This window comes from Psychrobacter urativorans, assembly GCF_001298525.1.
Lineage (GTDB): Bacteria > Pseudomonadota > Gammaproteobacteria > Pseudomonadales > Moraxellaceae > Psychrobacter > Psychrobacter urativorans_A.
The window spans coordinates 2,198,454-2,212,645 of the sequence record NZ_CP012678.1 but is presented as its reverse complement, the minus strand read 5'-3'; the positions used below and the strand labels follow the sequence as shown (position 1 = coordinate 2,212,645).

The window sequence follows — 14,192 nt, the reverse complement described above, 5'->3', positions numbered from 1 at the left end:
TTATCAATAAAATAATAAATTTATTGATAATTATTCTCTCTTATATCTACTAAATACTCTCTTACCTTCTTCAAAACTCTTTTTTAAATGTAGCTACAAGCCCCGTCTACTATAGTAATTACTGATTTCCTAATAAAGGTAAACCGTACTATTAATAGAAATCGTTATCATTATCATTGATAAAAAGCATTAATTCCTTTATCATGAACGCTCTTTATTGGCTCTATGTTATTAATAGTATTTTATACATTAATAATAAAACGAAGCGTAATAACCGATAAGCATTGAGTGAGCGCCAATATATAAGCTGTAAAAATATAAACTGTGAAATGGGCGCTGCTCTCTACTTTGCTAATCTTTCCTAAACGTACTGATTATAACCTGCAATATACCGAGTGTTTTATGTTTACCAATATCCCTGCTACGACTAATTCTGTCACGTCTTCTTTATTCAAACGTCCTCTGTTAACCGCTATGACCGCCGCCTTGCTTGCCAGCATCAGCCTAACAGGCTGTTCATCGCCTGAATCTAGCGATACTGCGTCAACGGAAAATGCGACCTCTACGGCGTCTGATAATGACGCTGTCTCTGCCAGCACTATCGATGTTGATACAGTTAAAGGCAAAGTGAGTTTACCGATTAATCCATCACCGATTGTGGTGTATGACATGACGTTAATGCAAGATTTAGCAGCGCTAGATGTGGCTATTGATGGTAAGCCAAGTGGTCTGCATTTGGATAATTTACAATCAAAAAAACAGCCTGACCCGAAAGAAATGGGTACTGTTTTTGAGCCTGACCTTGAAGCATTAAATGCCATGCAACCGCAAGCTATTTTAGTCGGTTCACGGATGGCAGAAAAATACAATGAGCTGTCAAATATTGCCCCAACGCTCGATATGAGTATTGATACCGCTAATATTTATGAATCAAGCAAGCAGCGTTTACATGACTTAGGCGCACTGTTCGGTAAAAGCGATCAAGCGGCTAAGCTCCAAAGTAACATTGACGGTCTGATTGAAGAAACCAAACCTTTAACCAAGAATAAAGGCAATGGCTTGGTGGTGATGGTCAATGGTAATAAGCTGTCAGCCTATGGTTATAAATCACGCTTTGGCTTTGTGCATACGGTGTTAGGTGTGCCGATGGTAGATGGCAAGATTGAAGATGCCAAACATGGTCAGCCAGTATCCTTTGAATATTTGCAAAAAACCAATCCTGATTGGTTATTCGTAATTGATCGCAGTGCCGCTATTGGTGAAGACAGTGTGGGTGCCAAAGCCGTATTGGATAATCCATTGGTTGCGCAAACCACGGCATGGAAGAAAAACCAAGTGGTTTATCTGAGTCCAGATTCTTATTTAGCTTTTGGTGGTTATCAGCAGTGGATGCAAGATTTAACGGCGATTAAAACCGCATTTGCGAACGCCAAGTAACAGGTACTGTTTTATAAACTCTAAATTTTTTGAGTTATCAATATCAGGTAAGAAAATTTAAATCACCATTTGTAAACCAGTAATAAGCTATCCGCCGTTATGTCACTATTTTCTAATCATACTACTGTCGATATTGACAACCCTAGCAGCTCTTTGCCCACTGCCCAATCGCGGTGGCAGCGGAATATTAGCAGTTATCCTAACCATAAGCCGCGCCATACAAAAATCCCACCTTGGTTAATCAATACAGCAAGCCTCATTGTGATGGCGCTGTTGGTATTGCTAAGTTTATCGATTGGTGTGGCGGATTTTTCATGGTCAGGGATTTTTCATAGCCTTATCAATCACAGCGCCAATTCTGACAGCTCATTGATGTTGGTCAGCCGTTTGCCGCGGACTATTGCTATTATTTTGACCGGTATTGCCATGGCGGTTGCGGGCATGATTATCCAAGTGGTGCTTAAAAATCGCTTCGTTGAACCGTCAATGGTGGGTGCAACCCAAAGTGCTGCATTGGGTTTATTAGTAGTGAGTTTATTTTTTCCTGCCAGCGCTTTGATTATTAAAATGGGTGTGGCAACCATCGCTGCGGTATTTGGCATGATGCTCTTTATGCTACTTATTCACCGTATCCCGCCAACTGACTTTTTGATGATTCCGCTGATAGGCATTGTGTTTGGCGGCATTATTGATGCTATTACTACATTTATCGCTTATCAAACTGAGACGTTACAGATGCTCAGCGTTTGGCAATTTGGCGACTTCTCAAGCGTGTTAGCAGGACGCTATGAGCTGCTTTGGTTCACTGGCGTACTTTGCATTATCGCTTATATTATCGCCGACAAACTGACTATCATTGGTTTGGGAGACAATATTGCTTTAAATTTAGGCATCAGTAAGCGTCATGTAACGTGGATTGGCGTCGGCATGGTCGCCATGATGAGTGCCGTGGTTGTAGTTACGGTTGGGATGATTCCATTTATTGGTCTAATCGTGCCGAATATCGTCAGTCGTATTATGGGCGATAAGCTCAGGCGCAGCTTGCCAGCGGTTGCATTGCTTGGTGCTTCAGCGGTATTACTCTGCGATATTATCGGGCGCTCTATTCGTTATCCGTTCGAGATTCCAGTAGCAACCGTGTTTGGCGTGGTCGGTACAGTGATATTTTTATGGCTGCTATTACGTGCGCCTGCCGAATCCTGACTTTTATAACCGACTTATCATTCCTAACTTGATTATTTTACCTGCCATTCTCTTTGAGAAGATTAGCATATGCATTCACATTCCGCCTCAACTACAGCAGATATAGATATACCTCAGTTGTCCTCATCTACCAAACCATCAAGGTTATGGTCAGTGATTGCTCAGCATCCCAAATTCATTGCTACGATCATTTTACTCATTTCAGCCATTTTATTTTTGACGGTTAATGTTCATGGGCATTGGGACTTTGCCTTGCCACTGCGCGGTAAAAAACTCTTGGCGCTGATGGTAGTCGGTTATGCGATTGGCGTCTCTACTCTGCTATTTCAAACCTTAACCCACAATCCTATTTTGACGCCCTCATTGTTGGGCTTTGATTCGCTGTATGTATTGCTCCAAAGCTTACTAGTGTTTTTCTTGGGCGCGATTAGCTTTACCAGTCTTAATCTGATTGCTAAATTTTCACTTGAGATTGTGTTGATGTTTGGCGCGTCGCTATTGCTATTTAAACTACTATTCTCCAAAAGCAGTCAGGATTTAACACGGCTGATATTAGTCGGCGTCATCTTTGGCGTGTTGTTTCGCAGCTTATCAGCACTGATTGCGCGGCTGATTAATCCAGATGATTTTGTGGTGGTGCAATCGGCAAGTTATGCACAATTTAATACTGTCAATCCGCAGCTCCTTGGTATCAGTCTCTTTATTTGTGTGGTGAGTGCACTATTTATTTGGCGTTGGCGTTTTAAATGTGATGTATTGATGCTTGGTAAAGCGCAGGCTATTAATCTCGGTATAAATTATCAACGTTTAGCCTTTGGGTTATTAACCGTTATCGCCGTCTTGGTCGCAACCGCCACGGCATTGGTTGGACCAGTGACTTTTTTTGGTTTATTGGTCTGTGCATTGACTAATCGCATGGCGCGTAATATGTATCATAGCGAACGCTTGATATTAGTCAGTTTAGTAGCGATGATTTGTTTAGTGCTGGGTCAAACTGTGTTCGAGCAAGTCTTAGGTATGGCTGGCTTATTGTCAGTAGTCATTGAATTGGCAGGTGGCTTGGTATTTTTAGCATTGATATTTATGTCACAGCGCCGTTAAGGTTTAGAGTTTATTACACATTCAGCTAAAAATAAGAACGATTATGATTAAAATAACTGGCGTATCGCATCATATTGGCAAGCAAAAAATCTTACATGACATTAGCTTATCTTTGCCATCCTCACAAGTCATTGCCTTAATTGGTCCCAATGGCGCGGGTAAATCAACGTTGTTTTCGGTAATGGCACGCCTGCAACCGCTGCAAAGTGGACAAGTCAGTTTTTCTGAGCACGATATTGTCCAATGCGATGCACGCACGCTTGCCACGACGGTAGCGATGCTCAGTCAAGATAATCAAGTCCAAGGGCGACTGCGGGTGCATGAGCTACTGATGTTCGGGCGCTATCCGTATCATCAAGGACGACCCACTGCGAAAGATCAGCAAAAAGTAGATGAGATTATCGAGCGCTTTGAGCTTGAACCATTAGCCGATCGTTTTTTATCTGCGCTCTCTGGTGGACAGCGGCAACGTGTGCTGATTGCGATGATTGTTTGCCAAGATACGCCGTATTTATTACTCGATGAGCCGTTGAATAATTTGGACATGTATCATTCTGGACGCTTGATGCGTGAGCTACGTGAATTAAGTCATACTCAGCAAAAAACGGTGGTCATCGTCTTACATGATATCAATCAAGCCGCGCAATTCGCTGATACCGTTGTGACGATGAAAGACGGACAGGTAATGGCAATCGGTCGCCCAGTCGATGTAATTACCAAAGAAACCATGAAAGACCTCTATAACGTTGATGTGACCGTACTTAACCATCAAGGTCGTCCGGTGATTGTCGATACGGTGTAATACTTATCAGCTCTAAAGATTGACGCTTATACTTTTGCGCAGCTTTTAAGCGCTGTTGTCGTCCTTTGTACCATAAATATACGCCTGTACCAGACAACACCGCGACCGCTAATCCAATCAAGGCTAAAAATATCTGATATAGCAGATGACCTACGCCTTGACTAATATGTCCCATATGCAAGGTTGACAACCATTGGTCAGTTTTACTACCAAATGACGCATTTTGATAAGCAAAATTCACGCGCTCAACGCTACCATCTCCTGCATTGACCGTAATCGACGACGCACCGCCTTTTTTACCAATATCTTTATTGGTTTTAAAGCGCAGTTGCCATTGATTGTCTTCTTCTACCCAACGCATACCCAATAATTGCGTGACGCTTAACCCATTTTTTTGCGCAGCAATATTTGCTTGCTTCGTTAAATACTCAATACTATTGGCTTTGTTAACCAGATTAGCGGTGCCCGTTTCACTTCTCACTAACTCGCTAGATTTGTCAGCTTTATTTCCTTTACCTTCTCTGCCCTCAAGCCCGACCACAACTTGCATCACTGGTTGGTATACTTGCTGTAAATTAAAACCCACACTCGACCATGCAATCACAAACAGCATCACCCACAGCCACAAGCCAAACGCATGATGCAGGTCATAATTGAGCTTAAAGGTATTGGTTTTGGTACGGATTTTCCATGCCGGTAGCCAACGTTTTAATAGAGAAGTGCGTTTTTTAGTAGGGATTTTTTTAATAGCAGACTTATCATTAATACTGCTATTTTTAACCGCTCTTGGAAAGGTTAAATAAAAACCAATAAAGCAATTAATCGTCCAAACCAATGACACCACGCCTAATATCAGTTTGCCAATGTCACCAAGCAACAATTCGCGGTGCAACCAAAATACTTTCCACATAGTATTTTGCCACGCCCACTGCTCTTTATCACGTGTGCCAAGAATGTCACCTGTAAAGGGATGAATATAAACTTCTTGGAATAATGGCTCAGGATTAACTTTATTATTTCCTCGGAATTTATCAACTATAAAGACGGCTGATTTTTTTGGTTCAATGGCAGTTGGCATGGTTGAAAAACCATATTCTGGATAGGCACTGACTACCTTGTCATGAAGCACAGCAATAGCTAGCGTCGACATTTGACTATCCTCAACATAAGCCAAACGCTGATTAAAGATATCGTCTAACTCATCATGAAATGCTAGCAACGAGCCTGTAATAGCCGCAATAATTAAAAAAGCTGCTATCGCAAGTCCAGTATAACGATGAATCCAAAGGCAGGTTGGGCGTGGATTAAATAAAATCATTGGTTATTATTCTTTATTAATGTAGATAAATGGTCGTGATACAACCAAGGCTTGATTGATAATAACTTGTGAAGAATGTGCAATAAAAAGCCAGCTCTCATCTACAGACAGCTGGCTTTTTTACTTCTCAATCTTTTATTAGTCAATCCATTATTCATCAATCAGTAGTGATTTAGAACTGATAGGTCAATGACGCTTTAATGTTGCGACCTGGCTCAAAGTCTGTAGCGGCATCATCAGCGGTATTTAAGCGAGATGAGTGGCTAGCGTAAGCTTCATCAAAGATATTATATACCCCAACCGTCGCCTTTAGATTGTCCATTTGACGTGGTGTATAGTTCATATACACATCATGCACATCATAATTTGGCTTGGTATTTTGTTTGTTGTCTGTGATCGATGCCACATAAGTACTGCGCCAGCCTAGACCAATGACATCATTTGGCTCATAGTTCAAGTTCACCATGTAACGATCGCCTGAGTTCGAACCACTGCCAGTCACTGACGGAATGCTATCGCCTGTTTTGTCACCTTTACTACGCGCGCGAGCATAGCTCAAACCCATACTAAAGTTATCCACTTTATAATCAGCGGCAAGCTCAACACCTTTGATTTTATAATCTTCGTCGCTATTTACCACACCTTGGCAAGTACCGCCAGATTGTCCAGTTGCGCAGTCTAAGCCAACACGAGTACCGCCAGAACGTACAAATTGAATAAAGTTTTCGATATCGGTTTCAAAGTATTTAGCACTCAATTGTAGCGCATCGCCTGCTACCGTTAAGTCGCGCAATGTCTTGACAATACCAATTTCAGCATTTGACCCTTCTTCGGCTTTTAAATTGCTATTGACGTAAGTATTGTCACCGTCCGAATTAAAAATCGCTTGGCTGAGATCAGGACCATTAAATAACTGCGTATAACTGGCAAACACTTGCGTCATTGGGGCAATTTCATAACTGGCAGCAAGTGCGCCGACGACATTATCGTACGTTTTGCCACCAGCAACGAACTCAGGAGATTCATAGCGGTCATAACGCACACCGGGCGTTAAAGTTAACTTACCGTTTTGCCATTGGTCTTCTAAATATACAGAGGTGTTTTTTGCCGAATCACTGCCACTTTTAATAAAATCGCGCGACATCTCTGATTCTTTTTTATAGTGCTCAACACCCGCTATCAGTTTGTGCGTGCCGATATTAGTGTCAATCGTACTGGTATTTTGAATTTTCCCGCCGATGGTTTTAACCTGTGCATCAAACTCAAATCCGGGTTTTGTAACATAGTCAGAATCACGTAAAATGCGGGTTTTGGTTTGATAAACATTGGCATCAACATCTATCAACTTGCTTGCCGGATTATAAGTGTAATCTAGCCCATAAGTATCGCGTTTAATATTTTGCGGTATTGGCGCGTCATTACGACTAGGAAAATCTGGGCGGAATGGGAAAATACCTTTCTTTTCAGTACTGCTAAAGCTGGCGCCAATATGATGATCCTCGGCAATATAAGCACCCGCTTTTAATAAGATATTTTCGCCTTTGCTGTCTTCAAATAGCTCACGACCGTTACCATCCTCGCCCGAATTGGCATCGCGCTTGCCATAATAAGCCAATAAATCAATATTATCGGTTGGTGCAGCAAAGACGGTCGCTGACGTTAATAACTCATCATTATTACTGGCATAACCTGCGTGTAGTTTGGCACCGATTTTTTGACCCGGTTTTAGCAAATCTGCGGCATCAACGGTTTTAAATGCCACTGCGCCGCCTAACGCGTCATTACCAAGCGTCACCGAATTATTACCCACCGCCACTTCAGACTGCTTTAATAAATCAGGGTCAATGGTCACATCACCCATATGATAAAACAAAGTACCTTCTTGTCGAGCGCCATCAATCGTTACTTTCAAATTGGTATCATCGAGCCCACGTACGCGGATACGCTGATTGACCGTTGATGTACCGCCTACAGTAACCCCTGGTATAACATTCAAAAAATCACTTAAATGGTCGGCTTGCGCAGCTGGCGTATAATCTTCTGTATACACAGAACCTTCTTGTACCTTGTCTCGTACCGAACTGTTCGCCGTTACCGTAATCGTTTGTAAGGAAGTACTCGGTGTCGTATCTGCACTTGCCATCTGTGAGCATAATACTGCCGCTATACCAACTGATAAAACTGTTAATTGACTAGAAAATCTCGCTTCACGCATAACTGACTCACTTTATTTGACTGTAAAAACCCAAGAATTCTGTGTGCTATTATTTTTTGTATGTTGAAGCTAGCGCTATATTGGTCTGGAGCGATGGGCGCTTATATATTTTGCGTACCGCATTTATTGTCAACCCGTAGTCTTAAGCGTCCGCAACTCGCAAATAAAAACAGTATTGCGAATACAAATGATAATAATTAACATTAAGAAGAAATGCATAATAACGAACTGTTAATAATTTAGCAATACTAGAAATAAAAAATATCACGTAGAAATAAAAAATTGGGTGGTAGTAGCTGACTGTGCATGTCTGATTATGCAGATTCAAATAGGATGATAGTGACTGAACCAGTCGGGACTGACAAAAAAGTGGTAGAAACAACCGTATTGATTGTAGAAAGTAGAAACTCAAAGGTCAAAAAAGCTGACTAAATAGTCAGCTTTTTATCTGCAATAACTGATAGAATGGTGAATAATGAATGGAATATATATATTGTTCATTAGCATAAATATAAAACCGATATTAAACCTTGCCAACTAAAAAAGTAATATTTTTTAACCATATTCAGGTTTAAGTCCACAGCCGTGCAAAATAAAGGGTACTAAGAACTCAGCGGCACGAGTTTCATCTTCTTTATCGTAAGCCGTTTTTCCCATTAAGCCGACGATTTCAGTTTCAAATTCAGCATAACGCTGCGTGGTTGCCCATACTAAAATTAATAATTGCAATGGATCAGCAATACTGATTTTTCCTTGCTCATGCCATACTTTCATCACTTGCACCTTATCAAGTGCCCACTCTTGCATCGTTGTCGACATAAAATCATGCAGATGCGGTGCGCCACCGATGACTTCCACCGCAAACAACTTATGGCGATTGGGATGCGCAAAGGCTTGATGCAACTTAGTACGAACGAATTTTTCAATGACCGTTTTGGGATCACTATCCACCGTCATGGTCACCAAGCCCTCGTTCCACTCTTGAATAATAGAGCGTAACACTACCCGATATAGATTTTTCTTATTTTTAAAATAGTAATGAATATTGGCTTTTGGCAATCCGGCACGGTCAGCGATACCTTGCATCGTCGCGCCACGATAGCTTTTGAGGACAAATTCTTCCTCAGCTGCCGTTAAAATCAGTGCTTGATTGCGCGCACGAATATCTTGCTGGCTGCGAGGGGGAGGTGCTTCCGTTGCACACGAATTATTTTTCTGATTATTTTGAGTCATCATAGTCATAACTTAGCCCATACGGCATTTTTGTTAGAAAAGACGCTATATTCCTTCCAGTAGTTACAATAAATACTACTTTTTATAGAACATAGCACGACAAATTGAAAGTTTTTGTATAAAATAGTTGACCAAACGGTCAGGTTTTTGCACAATAGACAATATAAACCAATTACGTTTTAATTAGTATCACTTTAGCAGACGATTCACCTAGTTAAACTCTCAGATTATTTTATTGAGCGCGTTCACTGTTAATCACGAACGTTGCTACCTCACAATATTGGTTTACGCCTTATCGAGTTATATAACTTAAACGTTATGCAAAGGGATTGCTATATCATTGTTGCCTGACAGACTGTCGGGCTTCCCTATTAAAAGAAAAGGATGTCATCATGAGCTTAACCCTGTCACAATTTAATGCCCTTTCTCAAGAAGATGCTACCGCGCAACTCTTAACTTGCTGTACCAGCAGCAGCTGGGCACAAACGCTTGCTGGCGCACGTCCTTTTGCTGATATTGATGCCATGCTTGCTGCAAGTGACGATGCTTGGAATACAGAGCAAACCAGCGAAGCTAATTTAATGGAAGCCTTTGATGGTCATCCACAAATTGGTAACGTTGATTCATTAAAAGAAAAATATCGTAACACGCAAGACAGCGCAGCACATGAGCAATCAGGTGCGGCTGAAGCTGAAGACCAAGTACTCGAAGACCTTGCTCAAGGTAACCAAGATTATTTAGATAAGTTTGGCTTTATCTTCATTGTATTCGCTACTGGCAAAAGCGCGCAGCAAATGCTTGATTTATTATTGGCACGTCTACCAAATGATCGCGCAACTGAACTTGCCAATGCCGCTGCTGAGCAAAATAAAATCACGCGTCTACGTATCCAAAAGCTATTAGGCGCCGCATAAATTATATATTAACACATTACTAGGTGATGTCTGCCAAATGACATCACCGTAATACTCATACAACCCTATCATTACTTACCTATAATAAGGAAATACTATGTCCGCTACCCTTTCATCACATATTTTAGATACTCATCTTGGTAAGCCTGCTGCGGATATCGCAGTTACCCTACATCGCATTAAAGACAGCGGTGAAGCTACATTACTGGCTAATGGTACGACCAACAACGATGGTCGCGTAACGCCTGATAGCTGGCAGTTTGATGCTGCTGTTGATAGCGCTGAGTGTAACTTAGCCAATGGTCGTTATACCTTAACGTTCGATACTCAGTCTTACTTTGACGCACAAAAACTGACTGCGTTTTATCCGCAAGTTATCATCGATTTCGTAGTCAGCGATGCTACTCATTATCATGTGCCACTATTATTAAGTGCTCATGGCTATGGCACGTATCGCGGTTCGTAATTTATGATGTCTATCAAGTTTTTGTGATCTGATAGGCGTATCAAATACGGGCATTTAGTAAAAATATTATTTAGTAAAAATATTATTTAGTAAAAGTATTATTTTTAAATCTGTAAATACATCACAAATCGCTAATTCTTGTAGTTTGATTCATTGTTTTAATCGCTCGATTTAAATTAAAACAATAGATTGCTTACTGATATAAAGTCGTTTGATTCTCGCTACTCCTATGGATGGTATTGAAAGAATCAGACATCAGATATCTAAGCCGGCACCGCCATTATTTGTCTCATCCTGTTGGTATAACTAGATTGTTATACCAACAGGATGTGCCGCCGCCGTTACCACTTACTAAGATATAGCAATACAAAAGGACACTTGCTACATGGGCGCTTATTATCTCGATTGGCTAAACTTATTCTTCCGCTGGTTTCACGTCATCGCTGGTGTGGCATGGATTGGCGCATCTTTTTACTTCGTATGGCTAGACATGAGCCTTCAGAAGCCGCCAGAATGGAAAGCCAAAAAAGGCATTTCAGGTGATCTTTGGGCTGTTCACGGTGGTGGTTTCTATGAAATTGCCAAATATAAACTTGAACCTGAAGAGATGCCAAAAACACTTCATTGGTTCAAATGGGAAGCTTATACCACGTGGCTAACTGGTATGGCGATGCTATCTATCGTCTATTACGCCAATGCGACTGCTTATTTGGTAGATCCAACTAAGATTGCGTTTACCAATATTCAAGCAATCGCTGTCAGTTTAGCCTTCTTGTTTGGCAGCTACCTTATTTATGAACTTATTGTTCGTAGCCGTATAGGTAAAAATAAACTGGTTTTTAGTGTCACTATCTTTATATTAATGGTTATTGCCACTTGGGCTTCTTATCAGCTGTTTAGTGACCGCGCCTCATTCATCCACGTTGGTGCCATCTTAGGTACAATCATGGCAGGTAACGTATTCTTCGGTATTATGCCTGCGCAGCGTGCGTTGGTAGATTGCGTTCGTAAAGGTGAAAAACCAGGTCCAGATGTAGCCGCTTTAGCATTAATGGCCAGAAACCGGTCGGTGATGAACAACTACTTTACCCTACCGTTAATTTTTATCATGATTAGTAATCACTATCCAATGATGTATTCACATGCACAAGGTTGGTTGGTATTGGTATTCGTAGGTGTTATTACGGCAACTGCCCGTCATTTCTTCAACGAAAAACACTTGGGTCGCAATAAACCAGGATATTTAATCGGTCCTGCGATTGCTACTCTTGCATTAGTCTTCTGGATGCGCCCTGCACCGATTGTAGCGGCACCTGCTGCACCAGTTACTAGCGCAACGACATCTACTGATAGTGCTATGGCTGGCGCTGCGTCAGGCGATGAAGCTATTATGGCAGTTGTGCATGAACGCTGTACTACTTGTCATGCCGCACAACCAACCCAAGCTGGCTTTGCTGCGCCACCAGCAGGCATTATTCTTCAAACGCCTGCAGATTTGAAAATTCATAAAGATAAAATTGTGGTAGCCGTACAAAGTGGTTATATGCCATTAGGTAACATCACTAAGATTACTGATGAAGAACGTCAGCAGCTAGTCGCTTATACCTCAGGTTTATAATTTTAAAACTGTTATCGTAAAATTGTTATATAGTATTACTAGTTGGTTCACTACTAGCTAGTAATACTAGATTTATCCTAGAACACACGATAATAATTCATATTATTACCGTATGTTCTAAGATAAATTTATGTTACATCGCTTATTCATCATAATCTCTCTTACGTTTTAGCTAACACTACTCTATAACCTCAATTTTTATTTATTTTAAGCAAAATAACCTTGACCAAATCTTCATATAGACATACAGTAAAAGAAGGCTTAATTGTGGCTGTCATCTGCTAAAAGGAATAACAGATGTCTGATAAACGGCAACAGAATCCAACTATATATGATCACAGTCAACTTGATCCTAATATCAAACACTCAAGACTATATAACGAAGACTTAGCACCATTACCGCCTCATGAGCGCACTTGGGGCTGGTTTTCTATCTTTAATGTGTGGTCAAATGACATTCAAAGCTTATTCGGCTATACCCTTGCCGCTTCATTATTTTTAAGTTATGGCTTGAGCGGTTGGTGGGTAATGGCAGCGATTATATGTGCTGGCTTTATCGTCATGCTGATGGTCAATCTGACAGGCAATCCAAGTGTTAAATATGGTATTCCTTTTCCAGTACTCATACGAGCAAGCCTTGGCATCAATGGTGCAAACTTACCTGCGGTTCTACGTGCCATTATTGGCATTTTTTGGTACGGAGTGCAGACTTATTTTGCCTCAACTGCCGTTGCCATTTTATTAACCCTAATTATTGGTGGTTCTGATGCCACTTTATTAGGTCTTAATAGTACCGCTTGGATTGCCTTTGTCATCGTTTGGCTGTTTCAAATCATGCTGTTTTGGGCAGGTATTGAGCCTATCAAGCACTTTTTAAACTGGGCGGGACCTTTAGTATATGTCGTGATGGTGGTTCTGATGGGCATGATATGGTATCAGTCAGGAGACAAATTACTGCCAGCCATCAGCTCTATTTTTACCAGTAATAGTAATTACGATGGTAATCAGTTACAGGCATTTACCGCGATTGTCGGCACGATGGTGGCATATTTTGCAGCGGTAGTGATTAACTTTGGTGACTTCTCACGCTTTTTACGTAGTGAGCGAGATATGAAGTTGGGGAACTTAATCGGTCTACCAATCAATATGTTTTTCTTCTCCTTTATTGCGCTGGTCATTACCGCTGGTACGTTGGTCGTGTTTGGTGAAGCGTTGACCAATCCTTCTGATATTGTGGAGCGTGTTAATGCTGTACCTTTAACGGTTGTAGCCGCCCTGACTTTTTTTGCGGCAACGGTTGGTATCAACATGGTTGCAAACTTTATACCGCCTGCTTATGACTTGGCGAACCTATTTCCTAAGCATATTAGCTTTCGAAAAGGAGGTTTAATTACTGCTATTATTGCATTTTTTGTTGGCGGTCTATGGTTATCCTTTATCAGTAAAATAGGCATTGTTGGTTTTGTGAATGCCATCGGTGCCGTTATTGCGCCTTTCTTTGGTATCCTAGTGGTCGATTATTATCTCATTAAACGCCAACATATCGACATGAATGACTTATTTTCTGATAAGCCCACGGGTGCCTACTACTATTATAAAGGATGGAATATCCGCGGATTGATTGCCTTTACAATAGGTGCTTTATTCTCTATTGCTACCATACTCGTGCCCGTACTGACCAAGCTTGAAGGTTACGGATTCTTAATGGGTGCAGCAATTGGCGGTATTGTTTATTGGTTACTCATGCGCCCTTACGCGGTATCACCGACTGTAGTTGTAGAATCATAAAAGAAATAATATCTACAAAATAGGTCAATACTAAAGCTATAGTACTAACTATTATGCTTATATCAACTTTATTATCTCCACCGCTTTTAATTTATAG

At 41.1% G+C, this 14,192-nt stretch carries 11 protein-coding genes; 8 read left to right on the top strand and 3 right to left on the bottom strand.

Translation table 11 applies throughout. The features are described from left to right. Positions 1-402 precede the first annotated feature (402 nt). The 4 genes from AOC03_RS09510 to AOC03_RS09495 all read left to right on the top strand — a co-directional run bounded on the left by AOC03_RS09510 (position 403) and on the right by AOC03_RS09495 (position 4,543). Positions 403-1,437 carry a siderophore ABC transporter substrate-binding protein gene (locus tag AOC03_RS09510; RefSeq protein WP_062535430.1) on the top strand — a complete coding sequence of 345 codons (1,035 nt, stop codon included), beginning with the start codon at positions 403-405 and terminating at the stop codon, positions 1,435-1,437. A 99-nt stretch (positions 1,438-1,536) separates the two neighbouring features. Beyond that, on the top strand, positions 1,537-2,640 hold the full coding sequence (locus tag AOC03_RS09505) for an ABC transporter permease (protein WP_157049308.1): 1,104 nt from the start codon (positions 1,537-1,539) through the stop codon (positions 2,638-2,640). A gap of 69 nt (positions 2,641-2,709) precedes the next feature. Next, a complete protein-coding gene (locus tag AOC03_RS09500; RefSeq protein WP_084785832.1) occupies positions 2,710-3,741 on the top strand; it encodes an iron chelate uptake ABC transporter family permease subunit in 1,032 nt (343 codons plus the stop codon). 43 nt (positions 3,742-3,784) lie between these two features. Further along, positions 3,785-4,543: an ABC transporter ATP-binding protein gene (locus AOC03_RS09495; RefSeq protein ID WP_062535428.1), complete on the top strand. Its 759-nt coding sequence runs from the start codon at positions 3,785-3,787 to the stop codon at positions 4,541-4,543. Here AOC03_RS09495 and AOC03_RS09490 read toward each other — a convergent pair. From AOC03_RS09490 to AOC03_RS09480, 3 genes are all read right to left on the bottom strand, one after another. Next, positions 4,503-5,861, bottom strand: a complete 1,359-nt coding sequence (locus AOC03_RS09490) for a PepSY-associated TM helix domain-containing protein (protein WP_062535426.1) — start codon at positions 5,859-5,861, stop codon at positions 4,503-4,505. The two genes, AOC03_RS09495 and AOC03_RS09490, sit on opposite strands and share 41 nt — an antisense overlap. A gap of 172 nt (positions 5,862-6,033) precedes the next feature. Further along, on the bottom strand, positions 6,034-8,076 hold the full coding sequence (locus AOC03_RS09485) for a TonB-dependent receptor domain-containing protein (RefSeq protein ID WP_062535424.1): 2,043 nt from the start codon (positions 8,074-8,076) through the stop codon (positions 6,034-6,036). A 555-nt stretch (positions 8,077-8,631) separates the two neighbouring features. Further along, positions 8,632-9,318, bottom strand: coding sequence for a TetR/AcrR family transcriptional regulator (locus tag AOC03_RS09480; protein ID WP_227514226.1), 687 nt, complete (start codon positions 9,316-9,318; stop codon positions 8,632-8,634). 383 nt (positions 9,319-9,701) lie between these two features. Here AOC03_RS09480 and uraD point away from each other — a divergent pair, with 383 nt between their 5' ends. From uraD to AOC03_RS09460, 4 genes are all read left to right on the top strand, one after another. Continuing rightward, the gene (gene uraD, locus AOC03_RS09475; protein ID WP_062535422.1) at positions 9,702-10,223 is read left to right on the top strand and encodes a 2-oxo-4-hydroxy-4-carboxy-5-ureidoimidazoline decarboxylase; all 522 of its coding nucleotides are present in this window, start codon (positions 9,702-9,704) and stop codon (positions 10,221-10,223) included. A 97-nt stretch (positions 10,224-10,320) separates the two neighbouring features. Beyond that, positions 10,321-10,689, top strand: a complete 369-nt coding sequence (gene uraH / locus AOC03_RS09470) for a hydroxyisourate hydrolase (RefSeq protein ID WP_062535420.1) — start codon at positions 10,321-10,323, stop codon at positions 10,687-10,689. Positions 10,690-11,074: 385 nt separating this feature from the next. Beyond that, positions 11,075-12,307, top strand: a complete 1,233-nt coding sequence (locus AOC03_RS09465) for a urate hydroxylase PuuD (RefSeq protein WP_062535417.1) — start codon at positions 11,075-11,077, stop codon at positions 12,305-12,307. A 297-nt stretch (positions 12,308-12,604) separates the two neighbouring features. After that, positions 12,605-14,095 carry an NCS1 family nucleobase:cation symporter-1 gene (locus AOC03_RS09460; RefSeq protein ID WP_062535415.1) on the top strand — a complete coding sequence of 497 codons (1,491 nt, stop codon included), beginning with the start codon at positions 12,605-12,607 and terminating at the stop codon, positions 14,093-14,095. The last annotated feature ends 97 nt before the right edge of the window (positions 14,096-14,192 follow it).

What these genes read in the sequence shown, in the direction of transcription:
- AOC03_RS09510 (WP_062535430.1), top strand. Translation starts at nt 403, where the DNA reads ATGTTTACCAATATCCCTGCTACGACTAATTCTGTCACGTCTTCTTTA.
- AOC03_RS09505 (WP_157049308.1), top strand. Translation starts at nt 1,537, where the DNA reads ATGTCACTATTTTCTAATCATACTACTGTCGATATTGACAACCCTAGC.
- AOC03_RS09500 (WP_084785832.1), top strand. Translation starts at nt 2,710, where the DNA reads ATGCATTCACATTCCGCCTCAACTACAGCAGATATAGATATACCTCAG.
- AOC03_RS09495 (WP_062535428.1), top strand. Translation starts at nt 3,785, where the DNA reads ATGATTAAAATAACTGGCGTATCGCATCATATTGGCAAGCAAAAAATC.
- AOC03_RS09490 (WP_062535426.1), bottom strand. Translation starts at nt 5,861, where the DNA reads ATGATTTTATTTAATCCACGCCCAACCTGCCTTTGGATTCATCGTTAT.
- AOC03_RS09485 (WP_062535424.1), bottom strand. Translation starts at nt 8,076, where the DNA reads ATGCGTGAAGCGAGATTTTCTAGTCAATTAACAGTTTTATCAGTTGGT.
- AOC03_RS09480 (WP_227514226.1), bottom strand. Translation starts at nt 9,318, where the DNA reads ATGACTATGATGACTCAAAATAATCAGAAAAATAATTCGTGTGCAACG.
- uraD (WP_062535422.1), top strand. Translation starts at nt 9,702, where the DNA reads ATGAGCTTAACCCTGTCACAATTTAATGCCCTTTCTCAAGAAGATGCT.
- uraH (WP_062535420.1), top strand. Translation starts at nt 10,321, where the DNA reads ATGTCCGCTACCCTTTCATCACATATTTTAGATACTCATCTTGGTAAG.
- AOC03_RS09465 (WP_062535417.1), top strand. Translation starts at nt 11,075, where the DNA reads ATGGGCGCTTATTATCTCGATTGGCTAAACTTATTCTTCCGCTGGTTT.
- AOC03_RS09460 (WP_062535415.1), top strand. Translation starts at nt 12,605, where the DNA reads ATGTCTGATAAACGGCAACAGAATCCAACTATATATGATCACAGTCAA.